Origin of the sequence: Neobacillus driksii, from assembly GCF_013409995.1 — a bacterium.
GTDB lineage: Bacteria > Bacillota > Bacilli > Bacillales > Cytobacillaceae > Neobacillus > Neobacillus driksii.
The window spans coordinates 88,198-108,169 of sequence record NZ_JACCBX010000004.1 but is presented as its reverse complement, the minus strand read 5'-3'; the positions used below and the strand labels follow the sequence as shown (position 1 = coordinate 108,169).

General features: G+C 37.9%; 22 protein-coding genes and 1 other annotated feature. All 22 genes read left to right on the top strand.

Features of this window, described 5'->3' with window-relative positions; all coding sequences use genetic code 11:
* Positions 1-144 precede the first annotated feature (144 nt).
* Positions 145-945 carry a cell division protein FtsQ/DivIB gene (locus tag F4694_RS09785; RefSeq protein ID WP_179597322.1) on the top strand — a complete coding sequence of 267 codons (801 nt, stop codon included), beginning with the start codon at positions 145-147 and terminating at the stop codon, positions 943-945.
* On the top strand, positions 884-1,633 hold the full coding sequence (locus F4694_RS09780; RefSeq protein WP_179597320.1) for a DUF881 domain-containing protein: 750 nt from the start codon (positions 884-886) through the stop codon (positions 1,631-1,633). The genes F4694_RS09785 and F4694_RS09780 overlap by 62 nt, the downstream gene beginning before the upstream one ends.
* Before the next feature lie 52 nt (positions 1,634-1,685).
* The gene (locus F4694_RS09775; RefSeq protein WP_179597318.1) at positions 1,686-2,423 is read left to right on the top strand and encodes a DUF881 domain-containing protein; all 738 of its coding nucleotides are present in this window, start codon (positions 1,686-1,688) and stop codon (positions 2,421-2,423) included.
* The gene (locus tag F4694_RS09770) at positions 2,423-2,785 is read left to right on the top strand and encodes a small basic family protein (protein ID WP_179597316.1); all 363 of its coding nucleotides are present in this window, start codon (positions 2,423-2,425) and stop codon (positions 2,783-2,785) included. Before F4694_RS09775 ends, F4694_RS09770 begins: the two co-directional genes overlap by 1 nt.
* Before the next feature lie 126 nt (positions 2,786-2,911).
* Positions 2,912-4,201, top strand: a complete 1,290-nt coding sequence (gene ftsA / locus F4694_RS09765) for a cell division protein FtsA (RefSeq protein WP_179597314.1) — start codon at positions 2,912-2,914, stop codon at positions 4,199-4,201.
* A gap of 42 nt (positions 4,202-4,243) precedes the next feature.
* On the top strand, positions 4,244-5,380 hold the full coding sequence (gene ftsZ, locus F4694_RS09760; protein WP_179597312.1) for a cell division protein FtsZ: 1,137 nt from the start codon (positions 4,244-4,246) through the stop codon (positions 5,378-5,380).
* Between the two features lie 240 nt (positions 5,381-5,620).
* Positions 5,621-6,559 (top strand): sigma-E processing peptidase SpoIIGA, encoded by a 939-nt coding sequence (gene spoIIGA, locus F4694_RS09755; RefSeq protein ID WP_179597309.1) that lies wholly within the window; start codon positions 5,621-5,623, stop codon positions 6,557-6,559.
* A gap of 45 nt (positions 6,560-6,604) precedes the next feature.
* The gene (gene sigE, locus F4694_RS09750) at positions 6,605-7,324 is read left to right on the top strand and encodes an RNA polymerase sporulation sigma factor SigE (RefSeq protein WP_063251599.1); all 720 of its coding nucleotides are present in this window, start codon (positions 6,605-6,607) and stop codon (positions 7,322-7,324) included.
* A 292-nt stretch (positions 7,325-7,616) separates the two neighbouring features.
* Positions 7,617-8,396, top strand: coding sequence for an RNA polymerase sporulation sigma factor SigG (sigG, locus tag F4694_RS09745; RefSeq protein WP_179597306.1), 780 nt, complete (start codon positions 7,617-7,619; stop codon positions 8,394-8,396).
* 102 nt (positions 8,397-8,498) lie between these two features.
* Entirely contained in the window at positions 8,499-8,768 is a 270-nt protein-coding gene (locus tag F4694_RS09740) for a YlmC/YmxH family sporulation protein (protein ID WP_179597304.1), read from the top strand.
* Positions 8,769-8,838: 70 nt separating this feature from the next.
* Complete coding sequence (pgeF, locus tag F4694_RS09735) at positions 8,839-9,663, top strand: peptidoglycan editing factor PgeF (RefSeq protein WP_179597302.1); 825 nt, start codon at positions 8,839-8,841, stop codon at positions 9,661-9,663.
* Positions 9,660-10,346, top strand: coding sequence for a YggS family pyridoxal phosphate-dependent enzyme (locus F4694_RS09730; protein ID WP_179597300.1), 687 nt, complete (start codon positions 9,660-9,662; stop codon positions 10,344-10,346). Before pgeF ends, F4694_RS09730 begins: the two co-directional genes overlap by 4 nt.
* 1 nt (position 10,347) lies before the next feature.
* Positions 10,348-10,782, top strand: a complete 435-nt coding sequence (locus F4694_RS09725; protein WP_179597298.1) for a cell division protein SepF — start codon at positions 10,348-10,350, stop codon at positions 10,780-10,782.
* Between the two features lie 6 nt (positions 10,783-10,788).
* Positions 10,789-11,052 (top strand): YggT family protein, encoded by a 264-nt coding sequence (locus tag F4694_RS09720; protein ID WP_179597296.1) that lies wholly within the window; start codon positions 10,789-10,791, stop codon positions 11,050-11,052.
* A 31-nt stretch (positions 11,053-11,083) separates the two neighbouring features.
* Complete coding sequence (locus F4694_RS09715; protein ID WP_179597294.1) at positions 11,084-11,857, top strand: YlmH family RNA-binding protein; 774 nt, start codon at positions 11,084-11,086, stop codon at positions 11,855-11,857.
* A gap of 175 nt (positions 11,858-12,032) precedes the next feature.
* A complete protein-coding gene (locus F4694_RS09710) occupies positions 12,033-12,548 on the top strand; it encodes a DivIVA domain-containing protein (protein ID WP_179597292.1) in 516 nt (171 codons plus the stop codon).
* A 50-nt stretch (positions 12,549-12,598) separates the two neighbouring features.
* Positions 12,599-12,838: a binding site (T-box leader), on the top strand.
* A 75-nt stretch (positions 12,839-12,913) separates the two neighbouring features.
* The gene (gene ileS, locus F4694_RS09705; protein WP_179597290.1) at positions 12,914-15,685 is read left to right on the top strand and encodes an isoleucine--tRNA ligase; all 2,772 of its coding nucleotides are present in this window, start codon (positions 12,914-12,916) and stop codon (positions 15,683-15,685) included.
* Positions 15,686-15,830: 145 nt separating this feature from the next.
* On the top strand, positions 15,831-16,127 hold the full coding sequence (locus tag F4694_RS09700; protein ID WP_179597288.1) for a hypothetical protein: 297 nt from the start codon (positions 15,831-15,833) through the stop codon (positions 16,125-16,127).
* Positions 16,128-16,206: 79 nt separating this feature from the next.
* Positions 16,207-16,698, top strand: a complete 492-nt coding sequence (gene lspA, locus F4694_RS09695; RefSeq protein ID WP_179597285.1) for a signal peptidase II — start codon at positions 16,207-16,209, stop codon at positions 16,696-16,698.
* A complete protein-coding gene (locus tag F4694_RS09690; RefSeq protein ID WP_179597283.1) occupies positions 16,670-17,581 on the top strand; it encodes an RluA family pseudouridine synthase in 912 nt (303 codons plus the stop codon). The genes lspA and F4694_RS09690 overlap by 29 nt, the downstream gene beginning before the upstream one ends.
* 177 nt (positions 17,582-17,758) lie before the next feature.
* Complete coding sequence (pyrR, locus tag F4694_RS09685; protein ID WP_179597281.1) at positions 17,759-18,301, top strand: bifunctional pyr operon transcriptional regulator/uracil phosphoribosyltransferase PyrR; 543 nt, start codon at positions 17,759-17,761, stop codon at positions 18,299-18,301.
* 164 nt (positions 18,302-18,465) lie between these two features.
* Positions 18,466-19,776, top strand: a complete 1,311-nt coding sequence (locus F4694_RS09680) for a solute carrier family 23 protein (protein WP_179597279.1) — start codon at positions 18,466-18,468, stop codon at positions 19,774-19,776.
* Positions 19,777-19,972: the final 196 nt, after the last annotated feature.

Genomic DNA, 19,972 nt, shown 5'->3' with positions numbered 1-19,972 from the left:
TAAATATGGAAAAAAACTGAGAAAATGAATGACGGCATGATTTTTCGTGCCGTTGTTTTCGCTTTTTAGGCAGGAAAAGCGGGTAGTATTTAATAGGTTTTCTTTTTGTACATGCTAAGCCTTATTCTTAATGGAGGGAAGTGTATGGATAAAGGTAAGATAGTCGCTCTTGAAGATCGAATTCCAAAGCTTAAAGAGCAAAGACGGCGTAAAGCTAACAGAAGGCTTATTATGCTTCTATGTTTGTTCTTTACCATGATTGCCGTTGTCGCATATGTACAGTCACCATTAAGTCATGTAAAAAAGATCACAATTAAAGGAAATGAATTGCTGTCAACAGAAGAAATAATAAAGAAAACTAAGATATCTAAAGATACAAATATATGGAGTGTAAAGAAAGATACTATTTCGTCAACTCTCAAAGATATGAATGTTATTAAACAAGCAAAAGTGACCATAATGTGGCCGAATACGGTAATGATTGAGATTGAAGAACGTAACAAACTAGCCTATTTAGAGTCAGATGGCTCCTATTTTCCTGTAATGGAAAACGGAAAAGTCCTTAAGGATAGGGAAGTGGTTGAAATACCTGTCAATGCACCAATCCTTTATAAATTTAAAGAAGGTGCAATCCTTAAAGAAATGGTTACTGCACTTGATGAACTTCCAGTTGAGGTTCTAAATGCAATCTCTGAAATACATTATACTCCCAAAAAAACAGACCAGTATCATATATCATTATTTATGAATGATGGCTTTGAAGTAAGTGCTACACTAAGAACCTTTTCAGAAAAAATGATACATTATCCTTCGATCATAAGCCAATTAGATCCGAGCATTAAAGGTATTATTGATTTAGAGGTAGGTTCCTATTTTAAGGCATATGAATTGGAAGTTGACGAAGCGGAGGACCTGGAAATTGAAACTGATAAAGGTGAAGGGTAAGCACGTTGTTTTATCCCTAGTATGCCTTGTACTTGGGTTTATGATAGCATTTTCCTATCATTTTACTCAAAAAGAATTAAATAAAAATAAAACAAGTTTAACAAGTGAACAATGGGAAAAAACGCTTGACCTTAGAAATCAACTTATTGAGTTAGAGGAACTAAATCGTAAATTACAAAAGGAATTAAACCAAAAGCAGGATAAAGTTTTGGAGAACGAAAAAGACCTTTCAAAAGAAGCGGAAGCTTATTCTACCCTAGCAGAAGACGCAGAAAAATTCCGGATGTTCTTAGGGAAGGTCAAGGTTAAGGGACAAGGGGTAAGCGTCCAGCTGTCAGATGGTGCGTATGATCCCCACGAAGATAATATTAATAATTATTTAGTACATGAACACCATGTATTTAAAGTTGTTAATGAGCTTTACATCTCAGGTGCATCAGCCATTGCGATTAATGGTCAGAGATTAACTAGCCATTCCTATATTATTTGTAATGGACCAGTCATTACGGTTGATGGCATTCAACATCCAGCGCCGTTTGTGATTACTGCAATTGGTGACCCTGAGGTATTAACTGCTGCATTGAACCTTACCGGTGGTGTGAAAGATCAACTCGTTAATGATAATATTGTTTTTACTTTAGAAGAAAAAAGCGAAATCATCCTAAATCCAATTTTAGGGCAATCATAAGTGTTTTTGAATATGTCCACGTAAAGATTAAATAAAAGGTAAGGTGAAAGAAGTGGACAAGCTTAAAAAGAATTTTAGTTTTGTTGCTATATCTGTAGTGATAGGTTTTATGATTGCTATCCAATTTCAAACCATAAAAAAACCAGTAGAACGCGATACTCGTGATTTATGGCAGCTCCGTGAGGCAATACTCCAAGAGAAAGAATTGCAGTCTGAGTTATTAACTGAAATTCGTTCAATAGAAGAAAAATTACTTGCCTATGAATCGAAGCAAAAGCAGAGTAAGGAACAGGCACTGCGTGATACCATTCAAGAATTGGAGAATGAGGCAGGAATGACTAAAGTAACAGCTCCTGGAATTCTATTGACCATTGAACCAATAATTGAGGAAATTCAAATTGGGGCAGAGATATCAAAGTCTGTGTCACCTGAGCTGTTAAAAAGATTATTAAATGAATTGAATATGTATGACGCTAAATATGTAGCTGTTGATGGTCAGCGAATTATTAATACAACAGTCATCAGGGATATTAATAATGAAACAAAAATTGATGGCCACGCGTTATCAAGCTTACCAGTTGAAATTAGAGTAGGTGTTGATAATGTTGAAACCGCCGAAAAATTATATAATCAAATGAAAGTATCGAAGGCTACGGAGGAATTCTTCATCGAAAACCTGAAATTGACTATTTCGGAGCCAAGTCCGGGTGTTACTATTCCGGCATATGATAATCCTATCCGGATTCGATATCTTGAGTCAATGAAGGCCAATGAAGGAGGAAATACATAATGTGGCTTCCGGTATTAGGATTAATCGTCGGAATCCTTCTTGGACTGTTAACAGATATTAGGATTCCTGAAGAGTATTCAAATTATCTCTCTATTGCAGTTTTGGCTGCCCTAGATACATTATTCGGCGGTATAAGGGCGCACTTGCAAAATATTTATGATGAAAAAGTATTCGTTTCTGGATTCTTTTTTAATATTATCCTTGCAGCAAGTTTAGCTTTTCTAGGCGTACATCTTGGTGTAGACTTGTATTTAGCAGCTGTTTTTGCCTTTGGTGTCCGCTTATTTCAAAATATTGCAGTAATTAGGCGTATATTATTGACAAAATGGTCAACAAACAAAGAAAAAATAGAAAAAAATTGATTTTTTTAAAGGGAATTATTTAGTTGTGACGAATAATTTTATAAGATATAGGTATGTACTTTTCTATTATATCTTATGAAAAATAATTGTTGTTCGACTGAAGGAATGCTAAGGAGGTGCCAAAGAATGAACAGCAATGAAATATATGTAAGTCTTGACATCGGTACATCCAGTGTGAAAGTAATCATTGGTGAAATTGTCAACGACTCAATAAATATAATTGGTGTTGGAAACGTAAAGTCTGAGGGACTGCGTAAAGGATCTATCATTGACATCAATGATACCGTTCATTCTATTAAACGTGCAATTGAAGAAGCTGAAAGAATGATAGGAATGGAAATAAGACAAGTGATTGTTGGGATTTCTGGCAATCAAGTTGCTCTTGAACCATGTCGTGGAATTGTAGGAGTTTCCAGTCAAAATCGTGAAATCACGAATGAAGATGTGAGACGTGTTATAGACGAGGCACAAGTTGTATCTATCTCTCAGGATAGAGAAATTATTGGGGTTATCCGTAAACAATTTATCCTTGATGGTAAGGATGAAATTAATAACCCATGCGGGATGATTGGTGTCCGTTTGGAAGTTGAAGGAACTCTCATTACTGGGTCCAACGCCATCATTACCAATACATTGCGATGTGTCGAGCGTGCCGGATTAGAAATTACCGATATCATCCTGCAGCCGCTTGCAGCTGGGGAGTATGCACTTTCAAAGGACGAGAAAAACCTAGGTGTTGCATTAATCGACCTAGGCGGCGGTTCAACAACGATTGCGTATTTTGAAGAAGGCTTCTTGGCAGCGACAAGTGTAATACCAGTAGGCGGAGATCTTATTACAAATGACCTTTCTAAGGTATTACACACTTCAACTGAGGATGCTGAAAAAATCAAAGTAAAATATGGACATGCTTTCTACGATGATGCCTCAGAAGATGAGTTTTTTAGTGTACCAATCATCGGAAGCGATCAGCACCAACAATTTAATCAATTATATGTTTCTGAAATAATAGAAGCTAGAATGGAAGAAATTTTTGAATTGATTGCTCATGAACTGAAACGATTAGGTATTAATGATTTACCTGGAGGGTTTGTATTTACAGGTGGTACTGCAAATATGCAGGGCATATTAGAACTAGCTCAAACGATTTTCCAAAGTCCAGTTCGCAAAGCCGTTCCCAACTATATTGGAGTAAGAGAGCCTCAGTATACAACTGCGGTTGGTTTAATCAAATATGCTTACAAGAATGCTAGATTACCAGGTGGAACATTCGTCGCATCTGCACCTGTTACTGAACCAATCGAGAAGAAAGTTCAAAAACAACAACAACAACAGCCAAAAGCAAAACCAGAAAAACATCCGGAAGATAAGATGTCATCAAAAGTAAAAAAATTCCTTGGTCTCTTTTTCGAATAGACAAATACGAAAAGGATTATCGACGAATTAGGAGGATTTGTCATGTTAGAGTTTGATACAAATTTAGATTCTCTTGCTACAATAAAAGTTATTGGGGTTGGCGGCGGAGGTAACAACGCAGTAAATCGAATGATCGAGCATGGTGTTCAAGGAGTGGAGTTTATCGCAGTTAATACCGATGCTCAAGCACTTAATCTTTCAAAAGCAGAAGTAAAAATGCAGATTGGCTCAAAATTAACCAGAGGTCTTGGTGCTGGGGCTAATCCTGAAGTGGGTAAGAAAGCTGCCGAAGAAAGTAAAGAACAATTAGAAGATGCATTACGCGGTGCTGATATGGTGTTCGTTACAGCTGGTATGGGTGGCGGAACAGGTACAGGGGCTGCACCAGTTATCGCACAAATTGCACGTGACTTAGGGGCGTTAACAGTGGGTGTGGTAACTCGTCCATTTACATTTGAAGGTAAAAAGCGTTCTAATCAAGCTGCCGGTGGTATTGGTGCAATGAAAGAAGCAGTAGATACTTTGATTGTAATTCCGAATGACCGCCTTCTTGAAATTGTTGATAAAAGTACTCCAATGCTTGAAGCTTTCCGTGAAGCAGATAATGTACTTCGTCAAGGGGTACAGGGGATTTCAGACTTAATCGCCGTTCCTGGTCTTATTAACTTGGACTTTGCAGATGTGAAGACGATTATGTCAAACAAAGGCTCTGCTTTGATGGGGATTGGTATGGCAACCGGTGAAAATCGAGCAACGGAAGCTGCGAAAAAAGCGATAAGCTCTCCATTGTTAGAAACATCTATTGATGGTGCACAAGGCGTCCTAATGAATATTACAGGCGGCAGTAACTTGAGTTTATATGAAGTTCAAGAAGCTGCTGACATTGTGGCAACTGCGTCAGACCAAGAAGTAAATATGATTTTTGGATCTGTAATCAATGAGAACCACAAGGATGAAATTATTGTTACCGTTATTGCTACTGGCTTTAATGAAGAGGTCATTCAACCTAAGGCTACTCGTCCAACATTTGGACAAGCAAAGCCACAATTAAGTGCAGTAAAGCGGGAACAAAAGCGTGAAGAAGCACCACAAGAGCCAATTCGCAACAACAACAACGCTCCACAAGAGGAAACACTAGATATACCAACATTCCTACGAAACAGAAACCGTAGAAGATAATAACAAAAAAGACATGGTCCTAAGGGATCATGTCTTTTTTGTATAAATTTAATTAGACAAAATACGTTATTTATAGTGAAAATTTCTGTTTTTTTGATTACACAAAGTGACACACTTTAGCCCATAAAGTAGGTTATACTTTTTCCTAAACAGATTAATAGAAAAGATTGGATATACACCCTTATGAATAATCCATAAAGCAAATAAATGCTTTTGACATTAAAAGGGGGTAAGGCTTGTTTGTCAGTATATTTAGATGTTATTTGGGCCCTTAATCTGTTATTTGATAGCCTTCTCCTATATCTATCAGCCATTTTTTTAAAAAGACAAATTCGAATATGGAGGATAATTGCTGGCGGTTTTATTGGTTCGCTAATCATATTATTGTCGTTTACACCATTACATACCTATTCAAACCACCCGATTTCAAAGCTTTTATTTTCGGTGATCATGGTTCTAGTAGTGTTTGGGTATAAACGATTATCCTTTTTCATTAAGGCATTAATGACACTTTATGTAACTACATTTCTCATTGGAGGAGCATTAATTGGTGCCCACTATTTTGTCCAATTTGATTCTGAGATGTCAATGAAAGTTATGGTTGCAAGTGTTACAGGGTTTGGTGATCCAATTAGTTGGCTATTTGTTTTGCTAGGTTTTCCAGTTGCTTGGCACTTTTCTAAACGGAATATAGAGAGCATGGAAATGACCAAAATACAGTATGATCAAATCGTAAATGTCACCTTAAAAATAAATACCGAATCTTTTACTTTTAAGGGTCTAGTAGACAGTGGGAATCAGCTTTATGATCCATTATCAAAACTTCCTGTTATGTTTGTTTCCATTAAGAATATGGTAGAAGGCATGGCTGAACCAATCATAAAAATGGCCGCTGATCCAGAGTCTCTCATTCTAGGAAATCAAGAGTTTCCGGTTGACTGGCAAAATAAACTAAGGATTGTCCCTTGCCGGGTGGTAGGACAAGAGCACCAGCTCATCGTGGCGGTAAAGCCTGACTCAATTATAATTGATACAAAAGGAGAGAGTTACTTATGCGAAAAAGGCCTTGTTTCATTTACTATGCAGCAATTATCTGCAGATGATGCCTTTCAATGCATTGTTCATCCAAAAATGCTCACCGGACCTAAGATGCATGATGATTCGGTGAAAGTAAGCTAATATTACTATACTCGTAAAAAACATATTTTAGAAGGAGGAACTTGCGTGAAAAAATGGAGACTTCGCTTATCCTACTACTGGTATAAGATACTAATCAAATTAGGAATTAAAAGTGATGAAGTTTATTATATTGGCGGCAGCGAAGCCTTACCGCCTCCTTTAAGCAAGGATGAAGAAGAGCTGCTTTTAAATAAGCTTCCAGGTGGTGATAAGGCAGCTAGATCGATTTTAATTGAACGGAATCTGAGGCTTGTAGTCTATATCGCTAGGAAATTTGAAAATACCGGAATTAATATTGAAGATTTAATTAGTATTGGAACCATTGGTTTAATTAAAGCGGTGAATACCTTTAATCCTGAGAAGAAAATTAAACTGGCTACATATGCTTCGAGATGTATTGAAAATGAAATCCTTATGTACTTGCGGAGAAATAATAAAATCAGATCTGAAGTTTCCTTTGATGAACCATTAAATATCGATTGGGATGGTAATGAATTATTATTATCCGATGTTTTAGGTACAGATGATGATATTATTACAAAGGATTTAGAAGCTAATGTAGATAGAAAATTATTAACAAAAGCGTTACATCAATTGTCAGATAGGGAAAAGCAAATTATGGAGCTGCGCTTTGGACTAACCAATGGAGAAGAAAAAACACAGAAGGATGTAGCCGATATGCTTGGAATTTCCCAATCGTATATTTCCAGGCTTGAAAAAAGAATAATTAAAAGATTACGAAAAGAATTCAATAAAATGGTTTAATTACGAAAAGCGGAAGCGCCTGGTTCAGCCCCGACAAGCATAAGACGAGCGCTGACAGAAGGCGCTTTTTGCCTTCCGAAGCGATTGGCTTATGACTCGAGGGGCTAGGCTGCTTGCGCTGGACAATGGAAAAAAAAGAATTTTTTTCTTGGTCATAGACCTTTGAAACTAAAGATATAACGTATTTTTCGACACTTTCGTGACAATCGCTTAGAAAGTACAAGTGCATATTTTTCCTTCTCAAGGAAATACTGTTTTTTGTACAGCAACTCCTATGAGGAGGGAAAAGGGATTGACTCGAAATAAAGTTGAAATTTGTGGCGTAGATACATCAAAACTTCCTGTATTAAAAAATGAAGAAATGAGATTACTCTTCAAGCAAATGCAAGAGGGCGATATTACAGCACGAGAAAAACTCGTCAACGGAAATTTACGACTCGTTTTAAGTGTAATACAGCGGTTTAACAACCGAGGCGAGTTTGTTGATGATCTGTTTCAGGTTGGCTGTATTGGGCTTATGAAATCGATTGATAACTTTGATTTAAGTCAAAACGTTAAGTTTTCCACTTATGCCGTACCCATGATTATTGGCGAAATACGCAGGTACCTGCGCGATAACAATCCGATTCGCGTTTCAAGGTCGTTAAGAGATATCGCTTATAAGGCATTACAAGTAAGGGAACGATTAATGAGTGAAACTTCACGGGAACCAACTGCTGAGGAGATTGCAAAAGTATTAGAAGTCCCACATGAAGAAATTGTATTTGCACTAGACGCTATCCAAGATCCTGTATCTTTGTTTGAGCCAATCTATAATGATGGCGGGGACCCTATCTATGTGGTGGACCAATTAAGCGACGAACGAAGTAAAGATATTCATTGGATAGAAGAAATTGCTTTAAAAGAAGGTATGCGCCGCTTAAATGAGCGGGAAAAGTTAATTTTAAGAAAACGATTCTTCCAGGGTAAAACACAAATGGAAGTTGCGGACGAAATTGGGATTTCACAAGCACAGGTATCGCGTTTAGAAAAAGCGGCAATTAAACAAATGAATAAAAATATTCAAAGCTAAAGCTGTCCTTTTTGGGCAGCTTTATTTTTTCAGTCATTTACAGATAAATTGACCAATCACATCATATATTTTCAGTAGGATAAAATGGCGGGAGTGAAAGATATGGTGAAAATTTCTGAATTTCAGATTAAGGATGTAGTGAATGTGGCTGATGGCAAAAAGCTTGGGAATATTGGTGATATCGAAATTAATCTTACCACTGGGAAAATTGAAGCCGTTATCGTAACCGGTAATGGTAAAGTTTTGGGTTTCTTTGGAAGGGAAGAAGATATTGTTATTCCGTGGAAAAACATTATTAAGATAGGGCAAGATGTCATACTGGTACGATTCAAAGCGATTGAAGAGAGACCTGCAGAAGAAATGGAAGTTTAGATTGTGCATGATCTACGGTGACCATTTATAGTATTCATGGTAAACTAGATAAAAACAAATGAGGTTGAGTATGGAACCCTTTGCATATAATCATCAATCATATTTTTTAATTAAAAATTGGATGGAACAGTATCCGGGGCTTGCAGCTGGAATAACAACAAAAAAAGGCGGCAGCAGTACGGGGGTATATGAGGATTTCAATATGGGTTTTCATGTGGGGGATCAGCTGGATGCTGTTTGTTCTAACCGCAGCCAGTTGGCTGACCTTATTCAATTTCCGCTGAAATCCTGGGTAGGCGCTGAGCAGACCCATGATACCGTAATTAGAAAAATTACCAAGAACGACCGTGGTAAAGGTTCAGATTCTTATGACAATGCATTTAAAGGGACCGACGGATTTTATACGAATGAAGAGGGAATCTTATTAACTCTTTGTTATGCGGATTGTGTCCCTCTTTTTTTTATTTCTCCTGTCCACAGGATGATTGGTGCAGCACATGCGGGCTGGAAAGGAACAGTAAATGGGATCGCGCAAAAGATGATAGAGAAATGGGGGGAAGAAGGAATACCTCCTAATGAAATTTTTGCTGTAATTGGTCCATCTATTTGTGAAAAATGTTATATTGTTAATGATTATGTAATTAACTTTGTAGAAAATACTCTAGAAGATGTCGAAAAAAAACCATATAATACAATAAAAGAAGGTCAATATACATTAGACTTACGAAAACTAAATAAAATGATCCTTCTTAAGGCAGGAGTTCCGGAAGAAAATATTCAAGTCACTAAACTATGCTCTAGTTGTGACCAATCAGAATTTTTTTCTCATCGCCGGGATCAAGGTAAAACAGGAAGGATGCTAAGTTATATAGGATGGAAGGAGACCTCCGAATGAAGGTTGCAGAAAATCTCATACATATCGATCATCAAATAAAGAGTGCATGCCATAGGGTAAATCGGACTCCTAATGAAGTGAAACTGATTGCCGTTACCAAATATGTCAGTATTGATAGAGCGAATGAAGCCTTGGAAGCTGGTATAATAAATCTAGGTGAAAACAGAGATGAAGGGCTTTTAAAAAAGTGGGAAGTATTAGGGGACAAGCCTATTTGGCATTTTATTGGAACCCTGCAGACTCGCAAAGTTAAAAATATAATTGATAAGGTAGAATATATTCACTCTTTAGATCGAATTTCCTTGGCTGAGGAAATTAATAAACGTGCAGTGAAAAAGGTGAAATGCCTCGTCCAAGTCAATGTTTCACAGGAAGAATCAAAGCATGGTTTAGCCCCTCAAGATGTACTGAATTTTATCAAAGACCTTCGCGCATATGAGAATATTAGCATTGAAGGTTTAATGACAATGGCCCCGCTGACCGATGATGAAGAACAGCTTCGAACCTGTTTTCGAAAGTTAAAGGAACTTCGTGACCAAATTAAGAATTGTAATTTTGATTATGCCCCTTGTACAGAGCTTTCTATGGGGATGTCAAATGACTTCGAAATAGCGATTGAAGAGGGAGCAACGATGATCAGAATTGGAACTGCACTTGTCGGTGTGGCTGGTGAGGAGGAATAAAATGACGATTAAATCGAAATTAAAAACATTTTTCTTTTTAGATGATGACTACGATGATAATAATCAGGATGACTATGAAAAGGTTGAACCCATAAAGCCACAAAAACAGTCTATAAAACCTCAAAATGTTGTTAGTTTGCAAAGTGTCCAAAAGGCTTCTAAGGTAATTTTAGTAGAACCGAGAGTATATGCAGAAGCCCAGGATATCACCGATCATTTAAAAAACCGCCGTGCAGTTGTTGTAAATCTTCAGCGTATTGACCATGAGGAAGGAAGACAAATCGTCGACTTTTTGAGTGGGGCTGTCTATGCACTAGGTGGAGATATTCAAAAAATAGGATCCAGTATCTTTTTATGTACTCCAGATAATGTGGAGATTTCCGGCAATATATCTGAATTAGTAAAGGAACAAGAATATCAAGATACAAGGTGGTAAAAAGAAATGGATATTATTTTTAACGTTTTGATCCAATTACTTGGAATATATAAATGGATGCTGATCATCTATATCCTTTTATCTTGGTTTCCAAATATGAGGGACTCTCAGATTGGCGCTATCCTTGGTAAATTATGTGAGCCATTTCTAGAACCCTTTAGAAAAATCATTCCACCTCTTGGCATGATGGATCTTTCTCCTTTAGCAGCTTTCTTTGTTTTATCTTTTGCCCCGAATGGCTTAATAGTTTTACAAAACTTAATTTCTTAATTTAACCTATCCGGTCTGTAAGGAGTTAAACATGAATATTTATCAGCATTTTCGCCCGGAGGAACGGGAATTTATTGATCAAGTATTGCATTGGAAAGATTATGTTGATTCCAGTTATACAGCAAAGCTGACCGACTTTCTTGATCCGAGAGAGCAGCATATTTTAAAAGTCTTAATAGGTGAGAATGGAAATATAAAGTACCAGCTTTTTGGCGGGATTTCAGCTAGTGAAAGAAAAAGAGCATTAATCATGCCGGATTACCTGATGCCAGGTGAAGATGAATTTCAAATTAATCTAATTGAAATTGACTATCCTATTAAATTTGTTTCGATCGAACATCCACAAGTTCTAGGTTCACTCATGTCCCTAGGATTAAAACGTGGGAAATTTGGCGACATATTGATAAAAGATGGACGAGTACAGTTTTTCGCTGCTGCAGAAATCAGTGATTATATCAAAAATAATTTAGAATCGATTGGCAAAGCTTCTATACGATTAAAAGAGCTGTCCCTGGATGAAGCCATAACGACTGATGATTTATGGGCAGAGCAGGTCACAACCGTTTCCTCCTTAAGGCTTGATACGATTATTTCAAGTGTTCATAATATCTCTAGACAAAAATCACAGCTCTTTATCCAACAGGGGTTAGTAAAAGTAAACTGGACATCAATAGAAAATGTTTCTTTTGAATGTGCAGAAGGTGATTTATTGTCCGTTAGAGGACATGGCAGAGTGAAAATTTTGTCCATTGAAGGAAGAACAAAAAAAGATAAATGGCGAATCGTCGTAGGAAAGCAAAAATAATTTTATATTTTAGCAGGATTTCCGAAAACATTGTCGAATATTTGCTTTATACATTGGCTGTGTAAAAGTTAATTGTGATTTTGCACCCTGTTGATTGGAGCGGAGATCAACAGGCCAAATTAACACAGCCTATATAATAGATACATACAGAAGATAGATTCTTGGAGGTGGCATCATGCCGTTAACGCCGTTAGACATTCACAATAAAGAATTTAATAAAGGTTTTCGTGGTTACGATGAAGACGAGGTAAATGAATTTTTAGACCAAGTCATTAAGGATTATGAACTAGTCCTACGTGAAAAAAAAGAAATAGAAGAACGTTTAAATGAAATGAAGGACCGTCTGGGTCATTTTGTTAATATTGAAGAAACTTTAAACAAGTCAATTATTATTGCTCAAGAAGCTGGTGAAGATGTAAAACGTAATGCTCAAAAGGAAGCCAAGCTCATAATAAAGGAAGCAGAAAAGAATGCCGACCGTATTGTCAATGAGTCGCTTTCAAAGGCTAGAAAAATTGCTCTTGAGATCGAGGACTTGAAGAAGCAATCAAAAGTATTCCGTACACGTTTTAAGATGTTGATTGAAGCTCAGTTAGATATGCTTAATACAGACGATTGGGATCATCTATTAGAATATGAAGTGGATGCAACAGAATTAAAAATCCACGAAGAAGAAGATTCCTTAGCTTGACGAACTGGTATTATTTCGCATATAATTTTTTAACAGGTAAATAAAGAATGGTAATGACAATGAGAGGGACAGTACAATTTTTCAACAAACTTTTGATAGCGAGCCAGGGAGGGTGGAAGCCTGGGAAAAGTGAGAAATTGGAAGATCACCCTTGAGTCCCAGACTGAAATTCTTTTATAGGAGAATAAGTTATGGCGGGTTATTCACGTTACGAATCTTAAAGAGGATAGTACACATTTGTACTATTTATCAGGGTGGTACCGCGGGAATAAAACCTTCTCGTCCCTTTTATGGGATGAGAGGGTTTTTTTATTTGTCTATTGGCAATTCTGTTTATGATGAGTATGTACAGGAGGAATTAGAAAATGGAATACAAAGATACGTTATTAATGCCAAAAACTGAGTTTCCAATGCGTGGCAATCTTCCGCAAAGAGAACCTGAAATTCAGGCCAAGTGGGAGGAAATGGATATCTACAAAAAAGTTCAGGAGCGTACTGCAGGACGTCCAATGTTTGTACTCCATGATGGACCTCCATATGCAAATGGCGATATTCATATGGGTCACGCCCTAAACAAAGTATTAAAAGACATGATTGTTCGCTTTAAATCGATGAGTGGCTTTAATGCACCATATGTTCCAGGCTGGGATACACATGGTTTGCCTATCGAGCAGGCGTTAACAAATAAGGGAGTAAAGCGTAAAGAGATGACTGTAGCTGAATTCCGTCAGCTTTGTACTAAATATGCCCTTGAACAAGTAAGCAATCAACGTGAACAATTTAAACGAATTGGTGTACGTGGTGATTGGGAAAATCCATATATCACACTAAAGCCTGAATATGAGGCACAGCAAATTAAAGTCTTTGGGGAAATGGCGAAGAAGGGCTATATTTATAAAGGTCTTAAGCCAGTTTATTGGTCCCCGTCAAGTGAATCTGCTCTTGCAGAAGCTGAAATTGAATATCAAGATAAAAAGTCACCTTCAATTTATGTTGGTTTTAAAGTAAAAGATGGAAAAGGTGTTCTTGATACGGACGTCCATATTGTCATCTGGACGACTACACCTTGGACGATTCCTGCTAACCTAGGAATTTCAGTTCATCCCGAACTAACCTATGTGGTCGTTGAAACTAATGGAAACAAATATTTAGTGGCGGAGGCTCTTCTTGAAGCAGTAACAAAGGAAATAGGCTGGGAAGAGGTGACTGTTGTTCAAAAGGTAAAAGGTAATGAACTAGAGAATATCCTTGCAGCACATCCATTATATGACCGTGACTCCTTAGTAATGCTGGGTGAACATGTCACAACCGATGCTGGAACAGGTTGCGTTCACACAGCTCCGGGACACGGGGAGGATGACTTCCATGTTGGTCAAAAGTATGGACTTGAAGTACTTTGCCCAGTAGATGATAAAGGTGTAATGACGAGTGAAGCACCAGGTTTCGAAGGATTATTTTACGATAGTGCAAATAAGCCAATTGCTCAAGCGTTAGAAGAAGCAGGGGCTCTCTTAAAACTTTCGTTTATCACACACTCCTATCCACATGATTGGAGAACTAAAAAGCCTGTAATCTTTAGAGCTACAGCACAATGGTTTGCATCGATAAAAGACTTCCGAGATGACTTGCTTGAAGCAGTTAAAGAAACAAAGTGGGTACCAGCATGGGGTGAAACACGACTATTTAATATGGTCCGTGACCGCGGAGATTGGTGTATTTCACGCCAACGTGTGTGGGGAGTTCCAATCCCAGTGTTTTATGCTGAAAATGGAGAAGAAATCATTACGGATGAAACAATTGAACATGTTTCAGGCATGTTCCGTGAATTCGGTTCAAATATTTGGTTTGAACGAGAAGCAAAAGACCTTCTGCCGGAAGGCTTTTCACATCCAGGAAGCCCTAATGGATTGTTCACTAAAGAATCAGATATCATGGATGTTTGGTTCGATTCAGGTTCATCTCACCAAGCTGTTCTTTTAGAAAGAGAAGACTTAGTACGTCCAGCAGATTTATATCTTGAAGGTTCAGATCAATATCGCGGCTGGTTTAACTCTTCACTTTCAACTGCTGTTGCAGTAACTGGGAAAGCTCCTTATAAAGGTGTACTTAGCCATGGATTTGCCCTCGACGGTGAAGGCAGGAAAATGAGTAAATCATTAGGAAATGTTGTTGTTCCTGAGAAGGTAATGAAACAATTAGGAGCAGATATTCTAAGGCTTTGGGTCGCTTCTGTTGATTATCAGGCGGATGTTCGTGTATCCGACGCTATTTTGAAGCAGGTCGCAGAAGTATATCGAAAAATCCGTAACACCTTCCGTTTCTTGCTTGGTAACTTGGCGGACTTTAATCCAGCAAGTGATCGCGTTTCATATGAGAACCTTCGTGAAGTGGATCAATTTATGCTCGTAAAATTAAACAAGCTGGTCAAATATTCCTTAAATGCTTATGAGAATTACGAGTTTGCGGGAATTTATCATGCGGTTAACAATTTCTGTACCCTTGATTTAAGTGCGTTCTATCTTGATTTTGCTAAGGATGTTCTTTATATTGAGTCAGTTAACAACGCTGAGCGACGTGCGATTCAAACTGTTCTTTATGATTCTTTAGTTGCATTAACAAAGCTAGTTACGCCAATTCTTCCTCATACTGCAGATGAAGTTTGGAAGTTCATTCCAGCAGTTACAGAGGAAAGCGTACAACTAACAGATATGCCTGTATATCAGGAGCTTGATAATGCAAAAGCTTTGGAAGAAAAATGGACCTCTTTTATGAAGCTTCGCGATGATGTATTAAAAGCGCTAGAAGAAGCAAGAAATCAAAAGGTGATTGGTAAATCATTAACAGCAAAGGTTTCTTTATATGTGAATGAGAATACGAAAAACTTGTTAGACTCAATTCAGGAGAATGTACAGCAATTGTTTATCATCTCTGGATTTGAAGTCGCAGGAAGCTATGATCAAGCACCTGAAAATGCAATTAAATTGGATACAGCTGCTATAGTTGTCACTAAAGCAGAAGGTGAAACATGTGAACGCTGCTGGGTTGTGACCCCTGAAGTTGGTAAAGACTCAGAACATCCGACACTTTGCCCGCGTTGTGCAGAAGTAGTAAAAGAAAACTATACACACTTAGCATAAGCAAAGAACCCCATAATTAATTTATGGGGTTTTTTCATTTTTTACCCTTTTTCGTTAATTGTTGTTGTTGATGTCAAATGTTTTCCCGGTTCAGCTTAATTTGTGGGGAGATAATATAAGAAATGACATAACGGAGGTTACAACTATGAATGCAATGCAGGAAGAGCTGTTTTGGGAACTCCGTAAAACACAATTAGAAATAGTTAGATCATTGAGAAATAAGCAGAAAAATGAATGGATTGTCACGGTGTTAGAGGACGAATTAGAGGATATTACAACTGCAATTCAAAAGTTAGAAGAAGGTAATTTTGGACAATGTGAAACTTCAGGAGAACCGATACCTGAATATCTTTTGAAAATTATGCCGACGATTAAGACCTCTAGGGATTCAGAGATTTTGGAGCATTTTTATCGGAAACCAATTAATTCCACGATTTTCTAGCGTTACATTGTCGTTTAGATGAAGATTATGCTAAAATGCTAAGGAGTCAAGTCAACGTGTGAGATGGGGGTATTCCTTAGTGTTTTATTATTTAATCGCAATTTTTATTATTTTAATGGACCAAGTGACAAAATGGCTGATTGTCACAAAAATGTATCTTGGTGAAAGTATCCCAATTATTGAGGACTTTTTGTACATTACCTCTCACCGAAATCAGGGGGCAGCATGGGGGATATTACAAGGACAAATGTGGTTCTTCTATGTAATTACTGCTATAGTAATCATTGCGATCATTTATTACATTCAAAAAGAAGCAAAAGGTAAGTGGCTGTTAGGTGTTTCCTTAGCATTTATGCTAGGCGGTGCCATCGGTAATTTTATCGACCGCTTACTTCGTAAAGAAGTTGTTGATTTTATTCATACGTATATTTTCAATTATAACTTCCCAGTTTTTAATATTGCGGATTCGGCTTTAGTCATTGGCGTAGTATTATTAATGATTCAAATGCTGCGTGATGAGCGTGAAACAAAGGAGAAATCATATGGAGAAAATGGTACACACCATTCTTGAACAACAAAAGGGAGACCGAATTGATAAAGTTATTTCGACTTTAGATGAAGAATGGTCAAGAACTCAGGTTCAGCAATGGATTAAAGAAGGAAATGTCCTAGTGAATGGACAAAAAATTAAAACGAATTACAAATGCAGTATGAATGATGAAATCGAGATTACGATCCCAGACCCAGAGTTACTTGATGTAATTCCTGAAGAGATGGATTTAGATATTTATTTCGAAGATAAAGACGTTTTAGTGGTTAATAAACCAAGCGGGATGGTAGTTCATCCAGCACCAGGACATTTAACAGGAACACTTGTTAATGGATTAATGGCTCATTGTAAGGATCTATCAGGAATAAATGGTGTTTTAAGACCCGGTATCGTTCATCGTATTGATAAAGACACTTCTGGTCTATTAATGGTGGCAAAAAATGATATGGCCCATGAAAAGCTTGTAAACCAATTAGTGGAAAAAACCGTTACCCGGAAGTATAGAGCCATCGTTCATGGAGTAATTCCGCACGATTTTGGAACGATCGATGCGCCGCTTGGAAGAGATACAAAAGATCGCCAGAGTATGACTGTGGTTGATAATGGTAAGCATGCTGTTACTCATTTCCATGTGATTGAGCGGTTTAAGGATTTTACGTTTGTGGAGTGTCAACTGGAGACAGGGAGGACTCACCAAATACGTGTTCATATGAAATACATTGGCTATCCGCTCGCAGGTGATCCAAAGTATGGTCCAAAGAAAACTTTGGATATTAATGGACAAGCATTACATGCAGGAATCCTTGGATTTAACCACCCTAGAACCAACGAATACCTAGAATTCGAAGCGCCGCTGCCTAGAGAATTTGAAGAGTTATTAGAGAAAATGCGAAATAATCGTTGACATATTTGTCGAATTAAAGTACGATAACAACAGTTGAATATGCCTTTAAATCAGTCCAGTGAGGCTGAGAAGGAACGGATAGTTTGGTTGGGATACCTATGCCCATACTAACAAACTCTTGTACCTCTCACCTCAAAGCGTGAGAGGTTTTTTTATTATACCAGGCGGGTGAGATGAGTGAATCAAAAAGCAGTAGTATTAGACGCACAAGCAATTGGAAGAGCATTAACAAGAATTGCCCACCAAATCATTGAAAAGAATAAAGGGATTGAAAATTGTGTGCTTGTAGGTATCCGAACCAGGGGAATATTCATTGCAGAAAGACTTGCTGCAAAAATCGAAGAAATTGAAGGAAAACCGATACCTGTTGGTGAATTGGACATTACCCTTTACCGGGATGATTTAACCAAAAAAACAGATGATCAGGAACCTCTCGTGAAGGGGTCAAATATTCCAGTGGAATTGACAGATAAAAAAGTAATTCTCGTTGACGATGTTTTATATACAGGCAGAACCGTAAGAGCAGGACTAGACGCCGTCATGGATCTTGGTCGTCCCTCGTCGATACAACTTGCTGTGCTTGTTGACCGCGGTCACCGCGAGCTGCCGGTTCGAGCAGATTATGTTGGAAAAAACATCCCAACTTCGAGCAGTGAAAAGGTAGTCGTTGAATTAGAGGATGTCGATAAGGTTGACCAAGTAAGTATCTTTGAAAAGTAAATAGTAACCCTTTAATTGCAGTCCTGTGAGGCTGACAAAGGGGAGTATGCCATCATTAAAGCTGAACTGGCATTTCCATACCCTCTTTGTACACTCGTGGACAAAGAGGGTTTTTTATTAGAAAACACAGACATAATAATAGAAAGATTGTGGAGGAGAAAAAAATGAACAACAAACCCATCCTAGATGTAAATCAGAGACCAAATCCTGCGCAATGGCTTACTTTAAGCTTACAACACTTATTCGCTATGTTTGGGGCAACGATTCTTGTTCCATATCTTGTTGGGTTAAGTCCAGCAATTGCATTAATATCAAGTGGTTTAGGAACACTCGCTTTCTTAATGATTACAAAATGGCAGGTGCCAGCATATCTTGGTTCCTCCTTTGCTTTTATTGCTCCAGTCATTGCTGCAAAAGCAACAGCCGGACCAGGTGGTGCCATGATCGGTTCCTTCATGGCAGGTCTTGTATACGGAATAGTCGCTTTAGTCATTAGTAAAGCAGGACATCGCTGGATTATGAATTTGCTGCCACCGATTGTAGTGGGCCCAGTTATTATCGTAATTGGTTTAGCGCTTGCTGGTACTGCTGTTAATATGGCAATGAATAATCCTGCAGGAGAATACAGCCTGATTCATTTCTCCGCTGCTTTACTAACCTTAGCAGCAACTATTATTTGTACCATTTACATGCGCGGGATTTTGAGCATTATCCCAATCCTTGCAGGTATAGTGGTTGGATATCTTTACTCTTTTGCAATCGGAATTGTTGATTTTAAACCTGTATTAGAAGCAAGTTGGTTTGAAATGCCAGAATTCATCATTCCTTTCGTAAGCTACGAAGTAAAAGTAACATGGGACCTGGCACTGCTAATGGTACCAGTCGCAATCGTAACACTTTCTGAACACATTGGTCACCAGCTTGTACTAAGTAAAGTAGTTGGTCGTGATTACATTAAAGAACCAGGTTTACACCGCTCCATTTTAGGAGATGGAACAGCAACCATTATTTCGGCATTGATTGGCGGACCGCCAAAAACAACCTATGGTGAAAATATTGGTGTCCTTGCAATAACTCGAGTATATAGTGTATATGTCATTGCAGGTGCGGCCGTTCTCGCTACTATCTTTGGATTTGTCGGAAAAATAACTGCATTAATCAGTACCATCCCAACACCAGTTATGGGCGGTGTTTCCATATTGCTCTTTGGAATCATTGCTTCATCCGGTTTACGGATGCTCGTTGACAGTAAAGTTGATTTTAGTAACAATCGTAACTTGGTCATTTCATCGGTCATTCTTGTCATTGGGATTGGCGGCGCGTTTATAAAAGTATCAGAATCCTTCCAAATTCAAGGAATGGCATTAGCAGCAATAGCAGGTGTTCTTTTACACTTAATCCTTCCTGGTAAAGAACCAGTAAGTGAAGATATGTTTGAACAAATAGTAGAAAAAGATAAACCAAAAACTGCATAAGAATAATCAACCTTTTAAAAGTAGTCCAGAGAGGCTATAAGGGTGTAATACTGAGTGATTGTAATGTGCGAGCACATTCATGAACTAGGTAAGATTTATTGCACCCTGATCTTTTATGGTCAGGGTCTTTTTTATAGTAATGTCTAGCTGCAGCGCCTAGGGGCTCTCAGGTCTAAGCCAATCCGTCAAGAAGGTA

Bases quoted from the DNA above. Each gene is read 5' to 3' on its own strand.
- F4694_RS09700 (WP_179597288.1), top strand. From the start codon at position 15,831: ATGAATGCAATGCAGGAAGAGCTGTTTTGGGAACTCCGTAAAACACAA.
- F4694_RS09710 (WP_179597292.1), top strand. From the start codon at position 12,033: ATGCCGTTAACGCCGTTAGACATTCACAATAAAGAATTTAATAAAGGT.
- F4694_RS09770 (WP_179597316.1), top strand. From the start codon at position 2,423: ATGTGGCTTCCGGTATTAGGATTAATCGTCGGAATCCTTCTTGGACTG.
- F4694_RS09780 (WP_179597320.1), top strand. From the start codon at position 884: ATGAATTGGAAGTTGACGAAGCGGAGGACCTGGAAATTGAAACTGATA.
- F4694_RS09740 (WP_179597304.1), top strand. From the start codon at position 8,499: ATGGTGAAAATTTCTGAATTTCAGATTAAGGATGTAGTGAATGTGGCT.
- ftsZ (WP_179597312.1), top strand. From the start codon at position 4,244: ATGTTAGAGTTTGATACAAATTTAGATTCTCTTGCTACAATAAAAGTT.
- F4694_RS09720 (WP_179597296.1), top strand. From the start codon at position 10,789: ATGGATATTATTTTTAACGTTTTGATCCAATTACTTGGAATATATAAA.
- ftsA (WP_179597314.1), top strand. From the start codon at position 2,912: ATGAACAGCAATGAAATATATGTAAGTCTTGACATCGGTACATCCAGT.
- pgeF (WP_179597302.1), top strand. From the start codon at position 8,839: ATGGAACCCTTTGCATATAATCATCAATCATATTTTTTAATTAAAAAT.
- F4694_RS09785 (WP_179597322.1), top strand. From the start codon at position 145: ATGGATAAAGGTAAGATAGTCGCTCTTGAAGATCGAATTCCAAAGCTT.
- F4694_RS09715 (WP_179597294.1), top strand. From the start codon at position 11,084: ATGAATATTTATCAGCATTTTCGCCCGGAGGAACGGGAATTTATTGAT.
- ileS (WP_179597290.1), top strand. From the start codon at position 12,914: ATGGAATACAAAGATACGTTATTAATGCCAAAAACTGAGTTTCCAATG.
- F4694_RS09730 (WP_179597300.1), top strand. From the start codon at position 9,660: ATGAAGGTTGCAGAAAATCTCATACATATCGATCATCAAATAAAGAGT.
- F4694_RS09690 (WP_179597283.1), top strand. From the start codon at position 16,670: ATGGAGAAAATGGTACACACCATTCTTGAACAACAAAAGGGAGACCGA.
- F4694_RS09725 (WP_179597298.1), top strand. From the start codon at position 10,348: ATGACGATTAAATCGAAATTAAAAACATTTTTCTTTTTAGATGATGAC.
- F4694_RS09680 (WP_179597279.1), top strand. From the start codon at position 18,466: ATGAACAACAAACCCATCCTAGATGTAAATCAGAGACCAAATCCTGCG.